The sequence below is a fragment of the Siccirubricoccus phaeus genome (assembly GCF_008360935.1).
Lineage (GTDB): Bacteria > Pseudomonadota > Alphaproteobacteria > Acetobacterales > Acetobacteraceae > Siccirubricoccus > Siccirubricoccus phaeus.
Genome location: NZ_SRXO01000009.1, coordinates 99,350 through 116,580, shown reverse-complemented (window position 1 = coordinate 116,580; position 17,231 = coordinate 99,350). Strand labels below are relative to the sequence as shown.

The 17,231-nt window shown below is 71.3% G+C and carries 12 protein-coding genes and 1 riboswitch; of the genes, 7 read left to right on the top strand and 5 right to left on the bottom strand.

The window, feature by feature from the left end; genetic code table 11:
• Window positions 1-211 precede the first annotated feature (211 nt).
• The 3 genes from E5N76_RS14450 to E5N76_RS14440 all read left to right on the top strand — a co-directional run bounded on the left by E5N76_RS14450 (window position 212) and on the right by E5N76_RS14440 (window position 3,109).
• Window positions 212-1,465, top strand: a complete 1,254-nt coding sequence (locus E5N76_RS14450; RefSeq protein WP_149538017.1) for an MFS transporter — start codon at window positions 212-214, stop codon at window positions 1,463-1,465.
• A gap of 211 nt (window positions 1,466-1,676) precedes the next feature.
• On the top strand, window positions 1,677-2,561 hold the full coding sequence (locus E5N76_RS14445; RefSeq protein WP_149538016.1) for an amidohydrolase family protein: 885 nt from the start codon (window positions 1,677-1,679) through the stop codon (window positions 2,559-2,561).
• Window positions 2,558-3,109: a nucleotidyltransferase family protein gene (locus tag E5N76_RS14440; protein WP_149538015.1), complete on the top strand. Its 552-nt coding sequence runs from the start codon at window positions 2,558-2,560 to the stop codon at window positions 3,107-3,109. Before E5N76_RS14445 ends, E5N76_RS14440 begins: the two co-directional genes overlap by 4 nt.
• Window positions 3,110-3,239: 130 nt before the next feature.
• Here E5N76_RS14440 and E5N76_RS14435 read toward each other — a convergent pair whose 3' ends face one another.
• The 4 genes from E5N76_RS14435 to E5N76_RS14420 all read right to left on the bottom strand — a co-directional run bounded on the left by E5N76_RS14435 (window position 3,240) and on the right by E5N76_RS14420 (window position 7,752).
• Complete coding sequence (locus E5N76_RS14435) at window positions 3,240-4,205, bottom strand: Bug family tripartite tricarboxylate transporter substrate binding protein (RefSeq protein WP_187830172.1); 966 nt, start codon at window positions 4,203-4,205, stop codon at window positions 3,240-3,242.
• Complete coding sequence (locus E5N76_RS14430) at window positions 4,202-4,858, bottom strand: polysaccharide deacetylase family protein (protein WP_149538013.1); 657 nt, start codon at window positions 4,856-4,858, stop codon at window positions 4,202-4,204. The genes E5N76_RS14435 and E5N76_RS14430 overlap by 4 nt, the downstream gene beginning before the upstream one ends.
• Window positions 4,859-4,999: 141 nt before the next feature.
• Complete coding sequence (locus E5N76_RS14425) at window positions 5,000-6,286, bottom strand: NCS2 family permease (RefSeq protein WP_149538012.1); 1,287 nt, start codon at window positions 6,284-6,286, stop codon at window positions 5,000-5,002.
• 239 nt (window positions 6,287-6,525) lie between these two features.
• Window positions 6,526-7,752, bottom strand: coding sequence for a polyhydroxyalkanoate depolymerase (locus E5N76_RS14420; RefSeq protein WP_149538011.1), 1,227 nt, complete (start codon window positions 7,750-7,752; stop codon window positions 6,526-6,528).
• A gap of 341 nt (window positions 7,753-8,093) precedes the next feature.
• On the opposite strand from E5N76_RS14420, the gene E5N76_RS14415 reads away from it, so the two are divergent.
• From E5N76_RS14415 to E5N76_RS14400, 4 genes are all read left to right on the top strand, one after another.
• A complete protein-coding gene (locus tag E5N76_RS14415; protein WP_235907710.1) occupies window positions 8,094-8,747 on the top strand; it encodes a glutathione S-transferase in 654 nt (217 codons plus the stop codon).
• Window positions 8,748-8,987: 240 nt separating this feature from the next.
• Complete coding sequence (locus E5N76_RS14410) at window positions 8,988-9,572, top strand: LysE family translocator (protein WP_149538009.1); 585 nt, start codon at window positions 8,988-8,990, stop codon at window positions 9,570-9,572.
• A 478-nt stretch (window positions 9,573-10,050) separates the two neighbouring features.
• Window positions 10,051-11,664: an MFS transporter gene (locus E5N76_RS14405; RefSeq protein WP_149538008.1), complete on the top strand. Its 1,614-nt coding sequence runs from the start codon at window positions 10,051-10,053 to the stop codon at window positions 11,662-11,664.
• A gap of 210 nt (window positions 11,665-11,874) precedes the next feature.
• Window positions 11,875-12,084, top strand: a riboswitch (cobalamin riboswitch).
• A 136-nt stretch (window positions 12,085-12,220) separates the two neighbouring features.
• A complete protein-coding gene (locus E5N76_RS14400) occupies window positions 12,221-14,215 on the top strand; it encodes a TonB-dependent receptor plug domain-containing protein (RefSeq protein WP_149538007.1) in 1,995 nt (664 codons plus the stop codon).
• A gap of 43 nt (window positions 14,216-14,258) precedes the next feature.
• Here the strand turns inward: E5N76_RS14400 and E5N76_RS31045 are convergent, their stop codons facing one another.
• Window positions 14,259-17,228, bottom strand: coding sequence for a protein kinase family protein (locus E5N76_RS31045; protein WP_149538006.1), 2,970 nt, complete (start codon window positions 17,226-17,228; stop codon window positions 14,259-14,261).
• Between the last annotated feature and the right edge of the window lie 3 nt (window positions 17,229-17,231).

The following is a 17,231-nucleotide window of genomic DNA, read 5'->3' as shown; positions in this document are numbered from 1 at the left end:
GGGCTGCGGTGAGGGTGCGGCCGGATTGCGCGGGGCGGTCCCCCGCCCCGACCCTCCCCCGCAACGCGGCTGGGGGAGTACCCCCTCCCCTGATTTGACAAGCCCAGCCGCGCTGCGCAGGCTGGCCCGAAGCGGGCAAACCGCCCTGGGGAAACGTCAGCGGGCCGCCCTGCCGGGGGGAAGCTCCGCGCAGGAAAGGGACCACGCCGCGATGTTCGGCTGGCTACGCGACCTTACCGACAAGGAACGCAAGACGATGATCGGCTGCCTCGGCGGCTGGTCGCTCGATGCGCTCGACGTGCAGATCTTCAGCTTCGTCATCCCGACGCTGCTCACCCTCTGGGGCATCTCCCGCGCCGATGCCGGGCTGCTCGGCACCGTCACCCTGCTGGTCTCGGCCTTCGGCGGCTGGCTGGCCGGCGCGCTCTCGGACCGCTACGGCCGGGTGCGGGTGCTGCAGATCACCATCCTCTGGTATGCCGGCTTCACCTTCCTCTGCGGCTTCGCCCAGGATTTCAATCAGCTCTTCATCTTCCGCGCCTTGCAGGGCCTCGGCTTCGGCGCCGAATGGTCGGCCGGCGCGGTGCTGATGGGCGAGGTGATCCGCGACAAGTACCGGGGCCGCGCCGTCGGCCTGGTGCAGAGCGGCTGGGCCCTCGGCTGGGGTGCGGCGGCGCTGCTCTACACCGTCATCTTCGCGCTGCTGCCGGATGCGACGGCCTGGAAGGTGATGTTCTGGATCGGCCTGGCCCCGGCCCTGCTGGTCTTCTACGTCCGCAAGCATGTGGACGAGCCGGAGGTGTTCACCGCCCGGCAGCGCAGCGCGGCACCGGGCGGCTCGCCCTTCGGCCAGCTCTTCGCCGTGCTGCGGCCGCCCTATCTCGGCACCACCCTGAAGGTGGCGCTGATGGTCACCGGCGCGCAGGGCGGCTCCTACGCCCTCTCCGTCTGGCTGCCCACCTTCCTGCGCACGGAACGCCAGCTTTCGGTGCTGAACACGGGCAGCTACCTGCTGGTGCACATCCTCGGCGCCTGGATCGGCTTCCTCGCCGGCGCCTATCTGGCGGATGCCATCGGGCGGAAGCGCACCTTCCTGATCTCGGCCATCGGCTCGGCGATCTCCGTCGTGGCCTATGTGACGCTGCCCATCTCCAACGAGCTGATGCTGGTGCTGGCGGCACCGCTCGGCTTCATCCTCTACATGATGTTCTCCGCCATGGGGCCGTTCATGACGGAGCTCTACCCCACCGAGGTGCGGGGGACCGGCCAGGGCTTCTGCTACAATGTCGGCCGGGCCTTCGGCGCGCTGTTCCCGGCGATGGTGGGGTTCCTGTCGCAGAAGCTGCCGCTGGGCACGGCGATCGCGATCTTCGCCTTCGCGGCTTACGGCGTGATGGTGATCGGGCTGCTGCTGCTGCCGGAGACGCGCGGCAGGCAGGTGGCGGCGATCGCGCCGGCCGAATAGGGTGTTGAGGGAGGGCTCTGCCCTCCCTCAAGCTCCCACCCGCCAAGGGCCGAAAGGCCCCTGGCCCCCTTGAGTCTGCTGTTCCAACCTGCTCGCTCTAAAACTCATGGTTTCCAAAGGCCTTTCGGCCTTTGGCGGGGTGAGCCCGAGAGGGATTGCCCTATTGGCGCGCCTCACGGCGCGACGCCCCTCTCGGCACCGGAGGAACGTCATGACCCGCCCCTGCCCCGGCCCCCTGCCCGTCACGTCAAAACCCGGCTGGAAGGCCCCGCCCGGCAGCACCGACTGCCACATGCATATCTTCGGCCCCTATCACCGCTACCCGCTCTCGCCCGGCCGCGGCTACACCCCGCCCGAGGCCTCCATCGGCATGTATCTCGACATGCTGAACACCATCGGCTTCTCCCGCACCGTCATCGTGCAGCCCAGCATCTACGGCACGGACAACGCCGTGACGCTGGATGCCGTGGAGGCCATGGGCCTCGACCGCGCCCGCGCCGTGGTGGTGGTGGATGAGAGCTTCGACCTGCCGGCGCTGAAAGCCATGTCCCCGCGCGGCGCCTGCGGCGTGCGCTTCAACGCCGTCTCCGGCAATGGCACGCCGCTGGAGCAGCTCGAGGCGCTGGGCGAGACGCTGGCCAAGCTCGGCTGGCACCTCCAGCTCTATGCCCATGACAAGGAATTGGTGGCGCTGGAAAGCGTGCTGGCGCGCCTGCCCATCCCCGTGGTGGTGGACCATATGGGCGGCGTGAAGGCCAGCGAGGGCGGCGTGGACAACCCCGGCTTCAAGGCCATGCTGCGGCTGCTGGAAAAGGGCGCCTGGGCGAAGCTCTGCGGCTACCGCTCCTCTGCCGGCGCGCCCTACCGGGACGTGCAGGACATGGCCCGGGCGATGCTCGCCGCGGCGCCCGATCGCTGCGTCTGGGGCACGGACTGGCCGCACCCCTCCATGTGGCCGCCGCTGCAGGTGCCGGATGACGGCGTGCTGCTGGATGCCCTCGGCGAATGGGCGCCAGGCGAGGCGCAGCGCCAGGCGGTATTGGTGGATAACCCCGCCCGCCTCTACGGCTTCGGCCCGCCCATCCGGCCCGAGTGACGCCGGCAGCCCGGCTGGCAGCCCTGCTGCGGGCGGACGCCGCGCGCTGGCAGGCATTGAGGCAGGTGGCCGCGCTGGACCTGCCCGGCGGCGGCTGGATCGGGGCCGGCTTCCTGCGCAACGCGGCGTGGGATGCGCTGCATGGCCGCGCCGCGCCGCATCGGGGCGATGTGGACGTGCTCTGGCACGCCCCCGCCCAGGCCACGCCCGAGGCGGATGCCGCCGCCGAGGCTGCCCTGCGCACCCTGGACCCGGCGCTGGACTGGTCCGTGCGCAACCAGGCGCGGATGCATCTCCGCAATGGCGACGCGCCCTATGCCTCGGTGGCGGAGGCGATGCGGCACTGGCCGGAAACGGCCACGGCGGTCGCCGCGCGCCGCCAAGGCGAGGCCTGCGAGATCCTCGCCCCGTACGGGCTGGAGGACCTCTTCGCCCTGCTGCTGCGCCCCACGCCCGGCTTCGCCGATGGGCCGAAGCACGCCATCTTCCGCCAGCGCGTCGCCGACAAGGGCTGGCTCGCCCGGTGGCCCCTGTTGCAGCTCGCCTGACCGCTTCTCGCTGCCGGTCCGGGGCAGTGCCGCGACAGGCCGTGCCAGGCCGCGCCCACGCCGGAGCCCCGGCGACATCGCGGCCGGGAACGCGCTCCTGCCACGGCGTGCAGCAGCCTGGCGGGGAACCTCAGTCCGCGGTGATCGTCGCCGCCTCCACCACCTCCTTCTGTCGGGCGATCTCGGAGGCCAGCTGCGCGGCCAATTGCTCCGGCGAGCCGCCCATGGTCTCCATGCCCTGGCGCTGCAGCTCCGCCTTCGTCGCCGGGTCCTCCAGCGCGCCATTCACCAGCGCATTCACCCGCGCCACCACCGGCACCGACGTGCCCGCCGGGGCGAAGATGCCCCACCACCCCTCGACGATCGCCCCGGCCAGGCCGGATTCCACCAGCGTCGGCACCTCGGGGAAGAGGAAGTGCCGTGCCTCCCCCGTCACCGCCAGCGGCCGCAGCGCGCCGGCCTGGATATGCGTCAGGAAGCCCAGCGGGTGGTACACCATGGCGTCCAGCGTGCCGTTCAGCAGATCCGTCACCGCCCGCGCCCCGTCGCGATAGGGCACATGGGTCAGCTTCACGCCGGCCCGCAGCTCGATCAGCGCGGTGGTGAGATGCCCGGTGGTGCCGGTGCCGGCGGTGCCGACGGAGACCGGCCGCCGCCGCGCCAGCGCCAGGAATTCCGCCAGGCTGGCAACGCCCAGCGCCGGCCGCACCGCCAGCACCACGGAGGTGCGGGAGAAGCTCGCCACCGGCACGAAATGCTTCACCGGGTCATAGGGGATGCCCGGCATGATCAGCGGGTTGGTCGCCATGGTCCCGCTGGTGCCGAACAGCAGCGTATTGCCATCCGCCGCCGCCTGCGCCACCGCCGCCGTGCCTACCGTGCCGCCGGCGCCGGTGCGGTTGTCCACCACCACCGGCTGGCCGATGCCCTTGGCAATGGCCGTGGCGGCGATGCGGCCGAGGATATCCGTGGTGGTGCCGGCGGCGAAGGGCACGATCATGCGGATCGGCCGGTCCGGCCACCCCTGGGCGCGGGCGGCAAGGGGGACGGCAGCGGGCGCTGCGAGCAGGCTGGCCAGCAGGGCGCGGCGGTTCATGGGGCATTGTCCTCCGAGACGCAATCGGCGAAGCCCGGCTGCACCAGGCCGGCGCGCAGGGGCACGCAGGCGGCGGGCGGCTCGGCCAGGAATTCCACGCCCTGGTCCTGCCATTCCCCCAGCACGCGGTCCAGATGCCGCATCGCGCCGTTCGGCAGGTCGTGCAGCACCATCAGCACCGGCGCGGCCGCCGCCGCATGCTGGGCGCGGGCGGTGGCGGGCCAGTCCGCCGGCTCGGCGAAGTCGCGCGGAATGGCGTTCCACAGCACCACCGTATGGCCGCCCGCCTGCAGATGCCGCGCGGCGCTGCGGTTCAGCAGATGCGGGCCGAGCGCGCCGCCGCCGCCATTCGGGCGGAAATACCGCTCCGGCAGGCGCAGCCTGCCGAGCAGCTCGTCGGTGCGGGCGATCTCCGCCACCGCCTCGGCGCCCGGGCGGCGGCCGAGCGGCACGCCATGGCTGAAGGTGTGGTTGCCCACCGGATGTCCCGCCGCCCGCGCCCGTTCCACCAGGGCGAAGCGCGCAGGGTCAGCCAGGTGCTTGCCGAGGACGAAGAACATCGCCGGGATGCGACGGCGCGCCAGCACCTCCAGCACCAAAGGCGTCACCTCCGGCTCCGGGCCGTTGTCGAAGCTGAGGCATATGGGCTGCATGAGACGCTCCTTTGAATGGGGGCTTCGCCCCCAAACCCCCAGCAGGAGGCGCTGCCTCCTGCACCTCCGCCGGGGGGAAGGCTCCCCCCGGACCCCGCCGTGAGTCGGCAAGCTCAACCGTCCGGTCCGAGCTACATAAGCTTAGCCCAGGGCGAATTTCACCGCGCACAACGCCGCCAGGAGCCACACCGCGCCAGAAACCTCCCCGGCGCGGCCCGAAGCCGTCTTCAGCACGGCGAAGGTGATGAAGCCCAGGCCGATGCCGGTGGCGATGGAGAAGGTCAGCGGCATCGCCAGGGTGGTGATCACCGCCGGCACGTACTCCGTCGGCTCCTCCCACGCCACATCCCGCAGCGCCTGCGCCATCAGGCAGGCGACGAAGAGCAGCGCCGGCGCCGTGGCGAAGCCAGGTATGGCGGTGGCGAGCGGCGCCAGGAACAGCATCGCCAGGAACAGCGCCGCCACCACCAGCGCCGTCAGCCCGGTGCGCCCGCCCGCCTGGATGCCCGCCGCGCTCTCGATATAGCTGACCGTGGTGGAGGTGCCGAGCGCCGCCCCGATCACCGCCCCGCCGCTATCGGCGATCAGCGCCCGGCCCAGCCGCGGCACGCTGCCATCCGGCCGCATCAGCCCGGCGCGATGGGTGGTGGCGATCAGCGTGCCGGTATTGTCCAGCAGATCCACCAGGAAGAAGGTGAACACCACCGCCCCGACACCCAGCGCCAGCGCCCCGGCGATATCCAATTGCAGGAAGGTCGGCGCCAGCGAGGGCGGCAGGCTGACCACCCCCTCGAACTTCGTCAGCCCGAAAGGCAGGCCGAGCGCGGCGGTGACGAGGATGCCGAGCACGATCGCCCCCGGCACCCGCCGCGCCGTCAGCACCGCGATCAGCAGGAAGCCGAAGACGCCGAGCAGGGTCGCCGGCTCGGTCACCTTGCCGAGGCCGACCAGCGTCGCCGGATGCGCCACCACCAGCCCCATGGATTTCAGCCCGATCAGCCCGAGGAAGAAGCCGATGCCGGCGGCGATGCCGAGCTTGAGGGACAGCGGGATGCCGCCGATCAGCCATTCCCGGATCCGCAGCAGGGAGACGGCGAGGAAGAGCAGGCCGGAGAGGAACACCGCGCCCAGCGCCACCTGCCAGGAAATCCCCATCCCCAGCACCACGGCGAAGGCGAAATAGGCATTCAGCCCCATCCCCGGCGCCAGGGCGATGGGCAGGTTCGCCAGCAGCCCCATCAGCACCGAGCCGATCGCCGCCGCCAGGCAGGTGGCGACGAAGGCCGCGCCATGGTCGATTCCGGCCGCCGCCATGATCCCCGGATTGACGACGACGATATAGACCATGGTGAGGAAGGTGGTCGCCCCCGCCAGCACCTCGGTCCTGATGCTCGTCCCCCGCTCGGCCAGGCCGAAGAAGCGCTCCATTGTCCCCCCTTCCGATGTCGCATCCCTGAACCTTCCGGGTTTAGCCCAGGAACGGCTGGAAGCGGCAAGCCATCGCCGCGCAGCCCGCTGCGCCGGGGCCGGAAAGCCCGGCGCCGGAATCCCCGCTGTTCCGCCCGCCCCGTCCGCCGGATTGCCACCGGAGGGGGCGGCCAGGCAGGCCGCTGGCAACGCCGGCCGGCATCGCGGTTCCGCAGCCCGGCGGAGCCGGACTCAGGGGCCTAGGCCGCGTCGGAATAGGCCTGGATCATCTCCCTGACGCGCGGATAGATCTCCTGCGCCCAGCGCCTGCCGCTGAAGACGCCGTAATGCCCGACGCCGGTCTGCAGGTGGTGGCGCTTCATCGTCACCGGCACGCCGCGGCAGAGGTCGAGCGCCGCCATGGTCTGGCCGATGGCGCAGATATCGTCCTTCTCGCCCTCGACCGTCATGATGGCGGTGCGGCGGATCGCCTCCGGCCGCACGCGCCGGCCGCGCCATTCCAGCCTGCCGAGCGGCAGGTCGTGGCGCTGGAACACGGTCGCCACGGTCTCCAGGTAGAATTCCGCCGGCAGGTCCATGACGGCGAAGTATTCCTCGTAGAAGCGGCGATGCTGTTCCGCCTTCGCCGTCTCGCCATCCAGGATGTTGAGGAATTGCTCCTGATGCGCCCTGGTATGCCGGCCGAGATTCATCGCCATGAAGGCGGTGAGCTGCACCGCGCCGGGATAGACCCGCCTGCCGCCGCCGCGGTGCCGCCAGGGCACGGTGGCGATCAGGTTGCGCTCGAACCATTGGATGGGCTTGCTGTTGGCCAGGTCGTTGACCTTGGTCGGCTTGACGCGCGCGTCGATCGGCCCGGCCATCAGCGTCATGCTGCGTGGCGTGGCGCGGTCGCGGTCCTCCGCCATCAGCGCCACGGCCGAGAGCACCGCGACCACCGGCTGGCACACCGCCAGCACATGCGCGCCCGGGCCGATGGCGCGGAGGAATTGCATCACATGCTCGGTATATTCGTCGAAGCCGAAGCGGCCCTCGGCGAGCGGGATGTCCCGCGCATTGTGCCAGTCGGTGATGTAGACGTCGTGATCCTGCAGCAGCACCTGCACGGTGTTGCGCAGCAGGGTGGCGAAATGCCCGGACATCGGCGCCACCACCAGCACCCGCGGCAGGCGGCCGCTGTTCACCGTGCGGAAATGCGTCAGGCTGGCGAAGGGCGTGGCCTCTGCCACCACCTCCTCCACCGCCACCTCCACATTGCCCTGGCGGATGCTGCCGATGCCGAAGGCGGGGCGGCGATGCGTCAGGGCGAAATCGGCGAAGACCTCCATCGCCGCGCGGCCGGCGCGCAGGGGGAAGAAGGCCGGGTGGGTGCCGTGGAAGGTGGAGAGGATGCCGCCCCAGCCACGGGCCAGGCGCCGCATCGGCGTCAGCGCATCCTGCCGGAGCTGGAAGAGGGTGTAGATCATCGAAGGCCAGGGACTCCATCGGCACCGCCCGGCACGGCGCTGCCCCGCAATGGTGCCAGCGATGCACCATTTCGCAACAGCGAAGGCGCTGCTAGAGCAGATCGCCGGAGGGCGGCATCGCCCGAAGGCGTGAATCTGCTCTATAATCTATAAGCCAGAGCGGTTTCGCGCTGCACAGTCAGCGTGAAACCGCTCTAGCCTGCCGCCCATGCCGATTCCGGGGGGGCCGATTCCGGGGGAGAGAGGGCATGGTGGCCGAGCCGAAGCGTCGCAGGACCGCAGCCTCGGCGGCTCCCGCGCCAGCCCGGGCCCCGGCGGAGGCCGTGCCTTCAGCCCCTGCCGTGCTGCATATCAGCAGCCGCAATTACTCCTCCTGGTCCATGCGCGGCTTCCTGCTGTGCCGCATGGCCGGCATCGGCTTCACCGTCCACACGGTGGATCCGGAGGATCCCGGGGCGCGGGCGGAGCTGCTGCTGCAATCCTCCTCCATCCTGCTGCCCTGCCTCAGCGACGAGGGCGCGGAGCTGTGGGATACGCTCGCCATCGCCGAATACCTGAACGAGCGCTACCCGGAGAAGCAGATGCTGCCGGCGGAGCGGCTGGCCCGCGCCCGCTGCCGCGCCATCAGCGGCGAGATGCATGCCGGCTTCGCCGCCCTGCGCTCCACCCTGCCGCTGAATCTGCGGGCGCATGTGCCGGGCTTCACCATCTGGTCCGCCGCGCGGGCGGATATCGAGCGCATCTTGAAGCTGTGGCGGGATGCCCTGGGCGAATGGGGCGGGCCCTGGCTGTTCGGCACGGCGCCAAGTGTCGCCGATGCGATGTTCGCCCCCGTGGTGTGCCGCTTCCGCACCTATGACGTGGCGCTGGACCCGGTGTGCGAGGCTTATGCGCAGACCATCCTCGCCTGGGCGCCGGTGCAGGAATGGATCGAGGCCGCCCGCCGCGAGCCGGAGCCGGCCATTGCCGAGCTCGACCTCGATGCCGAATTCTAGTGTCCCGATTCCGCAGTCCTGCGGCTTCGTTCCCGGGCTACCAGCTTTTGTTTCCAGTGGCCTGCTTGTCCGCTGCGTCGGCGGGAGATCCAGCGAATTTCGCAAGCAGGACACTAGGCCGGCGCCCTGGCCGATGCGCCCGCCGCAGGCATATCGCCCTGGCCGGCAGCGGAACGGCGTCTGGCCGTCGCCCGGCGCGCAGGATGGGCTGGCCGTTCCGCTGAAAGGTGTTCCGAGCGCATGGAAGATCCCATCCTCTTCACCCTGGCCGTACTGACCGTCCTCGGCACGCCGGGCCCCACCAACACGCTGCTGGCGACCTCCGGGGCCACGGTGGGCCTGCGGCGCTCCCTGCCCCTGATGCTGGGCGAGGCGGCCGGCTATACCATCTCCATCCTCACCCTCGGGCTGCTGCTCGGCCCGGCGATGGCGGCGGCGCCCCTGCTGGCCGCGGCGCTGCGGGTGGCGGTGGGGCTTTACCTGCTGCTCCTTGCCCTGCGCCTCTGGCGCCATGGCGGCGCCGTGCTGGCGACCGGGGCGGTGGTGATGCCGCGCCAGGTCTTCGTGACGACGCTGCTGAACCCGAAGGCGATCGTCTTCGCGCTCGGGATCCTGCCCTTCGGCGCGGGACCCGCCGTCTGGCCGCTCTACATGCTCGGCTTCCTGCCGCTGCTGGCCACGGTGGCAATGGCCTGGATCATCGTGGGCACCGTGCTCGGCAGCGCCGCGGGCCGGCGGGGCTGGGGCGGGGCGGTGCCGCGGCTGGGGGCGGCGGCCATCGGCGGCTTTGCGGTCCTGCTGCTCGCCTTGCCCCTGCTGCGCTGACGTCCTGCCCGCGCCGTCCGCGGATTGCCGGCGAAGGGGCTGCACAGGCGGCTGCCGGCGACGCAGGCCGACAGCGCGGAACCGAAATCCGCGACGGGAAAACCCGCCGGCCGGAGCGAGCGTCTGACGGGCCGATGGCCCGCAAGCCGGGGCGGCTTCCCCGCATCGCGATGACAGGCCGCCATCCAGGCAGGGCCAACTGCCGGGCGGCCGCAGGCATGGGCCGCCCCCTCCCGCTCGCACCCTTGCTGATGGCACAGGGAACAAGGGCCGTGCGGCCGGCACTGCCCCGCGCCAGGAGAGAAATCCGGCGCAACCGGAACCGTGGCATGAGCCGCATTCACCGGGCAGTGGAAAACGCGCCCGGCGCCGCAGGACGCCGGCCCCGGAAAGGTGGCGCCAGGGGCGCGGCCCGGGCATGGCAATGTCGCGCGGCTTTCGCTTGGCGCGCCGCGCCGGGCCGGGCAGAAGGCGCGCCATGGCCCTTTCCCTCCCCATGCCCCGCGCCTTCCTGCCGCTGCGCCATTCCGTCTTCCGCACCCTCTGGCTGGCGACCCTGGCCAGCAATATCGGCGGCTGGATGCAGAACACCGGCGCCGGCTGGCTCATGACCAGCCTGGACCCCAGCCCCATGCTGGTCAGCCTGGTGCAGGCCGCCACCATGCTGCCGGTCTTCCTGCTGGCCCTGCCGGCCGGGGCGCTGGCCGACATCATCGACCGCCGCCTCTTCCTGCTGCTGGCCCAGGCCTGGATCCTGGTGATGGCGCTGATCCTGGCGGCGCTGACCTTCTCCGACGCCATCGGCCCCTGGGGGCTGCTGGCGCTGACCTTCGCGATCGGCGCCGGCGGCGCGATGAACTTCCCCGCCTGGGCCGCCACCACCAATGAATTGGTCCCGCGGGAGGATCTGGTCGGCGCCATCGCGCTGAACGGCATCGGCTTCAACCTGGCCCGCGCCTTGGGCCCCGCGCTGGGCGGCTTCGCCATCGCCTGGGCGGGGCCGGAGGCGGCCTTCGCCCTGAACGCCGTCGCCTTCCTCATCCTCATCCTTGCCCTGCTGGCCTGGAAGCCGCGGGAGGCGCCGCGGCGCGGGCCGAAGGAGCATCTGGTTTCCGCCATGCGGGCGGGGCTGCGCTTCGTCTCCGCCAGCCCGGCCATGCGGGCGGCCATCATCCGGGCCTGCACCTTCTTCCTGTTCTCCGCCGCGGTCTGGGGCTTGCTGCCGCTGCTGGTGCGGCAGCAGCTCGGCCTGGGGCCGGAGGCCTTCGGCATGATGCTGGGCTGCATGGGCGGCGCCGCCGTCGCGGCGGGCTTCGCCCTGCCCTCGCTCCGCACCCGGCTGGACCGCAGCGCCACGGTGTTCTGGGCCTCGCTGCTCGGGGCGCTCTCCATGGCGCTGCTGGCGGTCTCGCACCATTGGGCGCTGGCCTCGCTCGGCATGCTGCTCTACGGCGCCTCCTGGATCGCCGCGGGCAGCACGCTGGGGGCGGCGGCGCAGCTCGCGGCGCCGGGCTGGGTGCGAGCGCGGGCCATCGCGATCTACCAGCTCAGCTTCTTCGGGGTGATGGCGCTGGGCTCGGCGCTGGCAGGCTGGATCGGCGGCAGCTTCGGCGTGCCGCTGGCGCTGGGGGCGGCGGCGGCGGGCGGCGCGGTGGCGGCCTTCGCGGTGCGGCGCTGGCGGATCGATTCCGTCGCCACCGCCGCCGCCGCCAGCCCGGCCGAGGGCCCGGCCATGCCGGTGCCGGAAGCCCCGGCGGAGGAGCTGCGCGGCATGCTCGGCGAACGCTCCGGCCGGGTGCTGGAGGTGGTGCGATACCGGATCGACCCGGCGGAGCGGGCGCTGTTCCTGGCGGCGATGCAGGAGGTGCGGCGGGTCCGGCTGCGCGCCGGCGGCGGGGAGTGGCGGCTCTACGAGGATGTGGCGCATCCGGAGCGCTGGGTGGAGCTGTGGATGGTGGGAAGCTGGACAGAGCATCTGCGGGAGGAAGCCCGGCTGACGGATGCGGACCGGGAGGCGCTGGCGCGGGCGGCCGGGCTGCACCGCGGGGAGGAAGCGCCGGAGGCGGCGAGGTTCCTGAACGTGGAGCCGTGATTGAGGAAGGGGGCTGCCCTCCGTCAAACTCCACCCGCAGAGGGCCGAAGGGCCTTTGAACCCTTGAGTCCGGACCCGCCGGTCGAAGCGGAAAACTGATGGTTGCCGAAAGGCCCTCCGGCCTTTGCAGCGGAAGCCCGAAGGCGGGCGCGCCGTAAGGCGCGCCTCGCCGCGCGACGTCCCCCTCGACGTCCATTGCCGAACCCGTCTAAACCCCCCTCATGCGCCGGTGGCCCGCAAGGGCTGAAACGGGAAGACGCGGCGCGGGGGCCACCCCCGCCAGTCCGTCGCTGCCCCCGCAACTGTAGGCGGTGTCGCCCTGCCAGACGCCATTGCCCCAGCGGGCGAGAAGGCGGCAGGGCCCGGGCCCCATCGGGTCCGCACCGCGAGCCAGGAGACCGGCCGGCGCAGAGTTGTCTCGCGCGTGCCGGGCGGGGTGCACCGGCGCACCGGATCACGGGCGGCCCGCGGCCGCCTCCGTCTGCGGGAACGACGTACACCGTTCCGGCCCCTTCCGGGCCGGGACTCGTTCGTCCACGCCGCGACGGAGGACCCGATGCGACGCCTACCATTGGCCGGCCTGCTGGCCGCCGGCCTGCTGCCCCTTCCCTTGGCCCTGGCCCCGCCGGCCCAGGCGCAGCAGACCCTGCCCGAGACCATCGTCACCACCACCCGCCCGCCGACGCCGCAGGAGCGCATCCCAGCCGCCCTCACCATCATCACCCGGCAGGAGATCGAGCAACGCGGCGCGCAGAGCCTGGCCGAGGCGCTGGCGACCGTGCCCGGCCTGCACCTGGCGCCGTCCGGCGGGCTCGGCCAGCTCACCTCCGGCTTCCTGCGCGGCGCCGGCTCCGCCGGGCTGCTGGTGCTGCAGGATGGCGTGCCGATCAACGACGCCGCCGCCCCCTCCGGCGCCTTCGATTTCGGCCAGGAATTGCTGATGGATGTCGAGCGGATCGAGGTGATCCGCGGTCCGATGTCCGTGATGTATGGCAGTGCGGCCGGCCAGGGCGTCATCAACCTCATCACCCGCCGCGCCCCGCCGGACCGCGCCTTCGCCCCCTATGGCGAGCTGGCGGCGGGCAGCAACAACACGCTGCGCGCGGGGCTGGGGGCCGGCGGCACGGTCGGCGCCTTCGACTACCTGCTCTCCGGCCAGACCCTCTCCACCCGCGGCAGCAACGCCGTGGCGCCGCGCTTCAACTCCTCCATGGGCGAACGCGACGGCTTCCGCGGCGGTTACACCACGGCACGGCTGGGCTGGACCCCGGAAGCCGGCACCCGCATCGAAGGGCTGCTGCGCTGGCGGGAGACCCGCTTCGGCCTCGACAACATCCCCAATGATGACCCGAATTACAGCGGCCTCGACCGCCGCTGGTACGGCCAGGTCCACGCCGAGACGCGCCCCTTTCAGGGCCCCTGGACCACCGGGCTGCGCATCTTCAGCAGCGAGCAGCATCGCCGCTATTCCAACTTCCCGGACAGCCTGGATGCGACGCGGGAGGACAGCCGCTACCGCAGCACCCGCACCGGCCTCGAATGGACCAACACCCTGCGCCTGCCGGATGCCGGCGCCTTCCGCGACGGCGCCCTCGGCTTCGGCGTGCTGCACACGCTGGAGGAAGCCCGCTCCCGCCAGGATTTCCCCAGCGGCTTCGGGGATTTCACCAGCACGCTGCGCGGCAGCCAGCACACCACCGCCGGCTATGCCACGCTGCAATACCGCCTCGGCGAGCGGCTCGACCTCACCGCCGGCTTCCGCCACGACGCGGTGACGGGCGCCACCAGCGAGACCACCTGGCGCCTTGGCGCCGCCTATGCGCTGCCGGAACTCGCCACCCGGCTGCGCATCGCCGGCGGCAGCGGCTTCCGCGCCGCCTCGCTGTTTGAACGCTTCGGCATCGGCCGCTTCGACGGCTTCGTCACCTCCACCGGCAACCCGAACCTGAAGCCGGAACGCAGCCTGGGCTGGGAAATCGGCAGCGACACCGACCTCACCCTGTTCGGCCAGCCCCGCTTCGCCACGGCAAGCTGGACCTTCTTCCAGAGCCGGGTGCGGGACCAGATCGTCAATGTCTTCGACGGCAGCAGCAGCACCTATGTCAACATCGACCGCGCCCGCATCCATGGCGCGGAACTCTCCCTGACCTTGCGCCCCGCCGCCTGGCTGGAAGCCAGCGCCGCCTGGACCATCACCGAGGCCTTCGACGCCGCCACCGACCGTCGCCTGCCGCGCCGCCCGGAACATGCGGTGACGCTGACCGGCATGGTGCGGCCGCTGCCGGATGTGGTGCTGGCGCCCACCATCCTGTTCACCGGCCGCAGCCCGGAAGGCCCCTTCGCCAGCTACGACAATACCGGCATGGCCTTCACCTCGCCGCGCAGCAACAAGGCCGGCGCGGTCTTCCACCTGACCGCCACCTGGCAGTGGCGGCCGGAAATCGCGCTCTTCCTCGAAGGCCGCAACCTGACGAACAGCCGGTGGGAGCCGGTGAACGGCTTCGTCACGCCCGGGCGCAGCCTGCTGGTCGGCACCCGCTTCGCGCTGTAGCGGAACAGGCCGGGGCGGCGGCGCCGCCGCCCCGCCCGTCGCCTTACCCCGGATTGGGGTCCTGCTGGGCGGCCCAATTGTCCAGCCGGTCCTCGAACTGCCGCAGCAGCGCCTCGGCATTGGTGAAGACGCCGGCCAGGATATTGGCGCGCGGCTCGGCGAAATCCTCCTCGATATAGCCGACCTCCGGGTCATCCGTGCCCATGGCGATGATCTTGTAGCGGTCGAGCCGGTCCTCGATCGCCTTGATCAGCGCCTTGAAGGCCAGCAGCAGCTCGTCCATCACCTCGAGCTTCAGCGCGTGCAGCGCCTTCCTGGCCGCGGCGCGGTCCTGCGGGATCGCCTGCTCGAATAGCGTCACCTTCCCCGGCATCTGGCTGCCATTCGCCAGCCGAGGCAGCAGCGACTTCACATAGGCCAGCTCCGCCTGCAGCGCCGGCAGGTGCAGATCCATCTGGCCCAGCCCCGCCGTCGCATCCTCATGCGCCTTGGCGCCCTGCACGATCTCCAGCGCCTTCCGCACCGAGTCCGGCCGCGGCGCGCCGCCGATGACGGCCGCCAGCACCTGGTCCAGCTTCTGCAGGCCGCCAAGCTGCTCCAGCTCCCGCCAGGCGGCGAGCGAGGCCAGGGCGGTCAGCGGCGCCTGGTCGAAGGTCTTCTCATTCGGGAAGGCCTGGCGCATGGCGTCGATGTCCGCCAGATCCTGCTGGCTCGGCTGCGGCAGCCGGGCGAAGGATTCGATGGTGTCGATCGCGTCGGTGAGGCCGGTGGCGCGCGGGCGCTTCAGCCCGTCCATCGCCGTCTGGTAGGCCTGCTCGCCACCGAGCTGGAGGAAGCGGCGCCATCTCGGCAGCTCCTCCGCCGCGCCCAGCACATCCCCGTCGCGCAGCGGGGGCTGCGGGAAGGCCTGCTTGGCCAGGGCCAGCTCCTGCTTCTCCTGGTCGCCGAGGCCGGTGAAGCCCGCCGCCAGCCTCACCCGCTCCAGCGCCAGGGTCGGCGCGTCGCGGGTATAGCCGGCATCGCGATCGGAAAGCTGCAGCGTCTGGATCGCCGCCTCCATCGCATTCAGCCCGCCCAGCGGCTGCAGCGCCCGCCAGGCGGCGAGCCCGTCGCCCTCCTTGCCCGGGACCGGCTTGAAATTGGGGAAATCCGCCAGCACGAGCTGGTAATCCGACTGGCCGGCCTGGTCCATTCGCGCCTTGCTGCCGGCGGCGATGGCGTTGCGGTCGGCGAAGAGCGACTGCAGGGAGATCGCCTTCAGCCACGCCGTCACCTCGGCCTTGCCCAGCGCCTGCTCGCAGGCGGCGAGCTTCGCCGGGTTGAGGACATTGCCGTGGTAATAGGCCAGCGCCGTCTTCGGCTGCTTCAGGACGAATTCGTCCTTGTAGAAATCCCAGCCATTCGCCTTCAGCGCGTCGCCGACCTTCGCCCGCTCCTCGGGCGACATCTGCATCAGCTCCCGCAGCCCGTCCTGCTGCGCCGCGGCCTGGTTGATGACCTGCAGCGCCCGCCTGGCGAATTCCCGGTCGTCGATCGCGGGATCCAGCAGCAGCGCGGCGTTCTGGCCGAAGGCGGTCTGCAGCGCCGCGGCGGTGAGCTGGGGCGCGCCGAGCTTCAGGAACATCAGCGAGCGGCGGCTCATCTCCACCGCCTCGTCGCTGATCTGCCCCCTGGTGGAAGGGTGGGCGTCGCCGATGGCGCCGATCTCCGCCTTCATCGCCTTGGCGAAGGTATCCGGCTGCAGCTTGGCGATCGCGGCCAGCATCTCCTGCGAGAAGGGTTGATGGGCGCCGGGCAGGGACAGGGTGGCGGTGAAGTTGGGATTGCCCAGCTTGTCGGCGATGGTGCCGTCCTTCGCCGCGGCAAAGCCCGGCAGGCTCAGCCCGTGGTCGATCGGGATCAGCCTGGTGCTGCCGTCCTGCTGCCGCTGCGCCAGCATGTTGTCGGCATGGCGGTCGAGGTTCAGCACCGCCATGTCGAGCAGGATGACCTTCTGCACCTCCTCGGGCGGAATCTCCTCCCGCGCCGAAAGGCTCTGGCCGCGCAGCCCGCCCTGGTTCTCCGCCACCTTCTGCAGCGAGCCGACGACATCGGGCCGGGATTCGTCATCGCCGCCGATGACGCCCTCCAGCCCGCCTTCCGGCAGCCGGGCCTTGCTCATCGCGATGATGTTCGTCTCCGGCATGTCGAAGGAAAGGCCGGTCATCGCGCCGAACAGATCCGCGGCGCGGTTGGCCGCCGCCTCGCGCGGCGCCGTGCCGCCGGAGGGGATGCCGGAGGCCTTCTCCGTCGTCGCCGGCTTGAACAGGAAGGTCTTGACCGGCTCGTCCTGACCCTCGACGTCCTGGGTGATCCAGAAGGCAGGAAAGGCGTGGGTGCCGCTGAGATTCTGCGCCTTCTTGTCGCGCGGCAGGCTTTCCAGGTCGAGCGTCGCCTTCAGCGAGGCCGCCTCCATCGCCTTGGCGCTCTGCCAGGGCGGCGGGCCGAGCGCGTCGAGCTGCTCCCGCACCTCGTATTTCTTCAGCTCCGCCAGGGTGTTCAGGCAGACGTCGCGCTTGTGGCGGTTGATCTTGTCACGCTGCTGCAGCCTGGAATGCTTGGCGAAGTGGTCGAGATAGCCCTGCGCCGCCTCCCGCAGCGCCTGCACCAGCGCCATGTCGCGCGGGATCCCGGCATCCTCGAACGCCTTCAGCGCGGCGATATAGGCCTTGAACTCCTTGCCCGCCTTCAGCTTCTTCTCGTCGAGGTTGGCCGACACATAGGGGTTGTTCGCCGGGTCGTTGGGCAGGACGGTCGCCTCGACGCCCTCGCAATAGCCCTGCATCTCCTCGAACATCCCGGTCTGCGCCTCCTGCTTGGAGGACCAGCCGAGCTCGCGGAACATCTCCACCCGCCAGGCGTCGAGCTGCGCCGGCAGCAGGCGCTGGCGATGGTTCTGCTGCAGCATCTGGCGGCGGTTCAGGTTGGGCGTGGGCCGCTGCGGACGGGGCGGGGCGTTGACGGTCTGGCTCATGAT

What these genes read in the sequence shown, in the direction of transcription:
- E5N76_RS14410 (WP_149538009.1), top strand. Translation starts at nt 8,988, where the DNA reads ATGGAAGATCCCATCCTCTTCACCCTGGCCGTACTGACCGTCCTCGGC.
- E5N76_RS14425 (WP_149538012.1), bottom strand. Translation starts at nt 6,286, where the DNA reads ATGGAGCGCTTCTTCGGCCTGGCCGAGCGGGGGACGAGCATCAGGACC.
- E5N76_RS14430 (WP_149538013.1), bottom strand. Translation starts at nt 4,858, where the DNA reads ATGCAGCCCATATGCCTCAGCTTCGACAACGGCCCGGAGCCGGAGGTG.
- E5N76_RS14435 (WP_187830172.1), bottom strand. Translation starts at nt 4,205, where the DNA reads ATGAACCGCCGCGCCCTGCTGGCCAGCCTGCTCGCAGCGCCCGCTGCC.
- E5N76_RS31045 (WP_149538006.1), bottom strand. Translation starts at nt 17,228, where the DNA reads ATGAGCCAGACCGTCAACGCCCCGCCCCGTCCGCAGCGGCCCACGCCC.
- E5N76_RS14450 (WP_149538017.1), top strand. Translation starts at nt 212, where the DNA reads ATGTTCGGCTGGCTACGCGACCTTACCGACAAGGAACGCAAGACGATG.
- E5N76_RS14405 (WP_149538008.1), top strand. Translation starts at nt 10,051, where the DNA reads ATGGCCCTTTCCCTCCCCATGCCCCGCGCCTTCCTGCCGCTGCGCCAT.
- E5N76_RS14445 (WP_149538016.1), top strand. Translation starts at nt 1,677, where the DNA reads ATGACCCGCCCCTGCCCCGGCCCCCTGCCCGTCACGTCAAAACCCGGC.
- E5N76_RS14400 (WP_149538007.1), top strand. Translation starts at nt 12,221, where the DNA reads ATGCGACGCCTACCATTGGCCGGCCTGCTGGCCGCCGGCCTGCTGCCC.
- E5N76_RS14420 (WP_149538011.1), bottom strand. Translation starts at nt 7,752, where the DNA reads ATGATCTACACCCTCTTCCAGCTCCGGCAGGATGCGCTGACGCCGATG.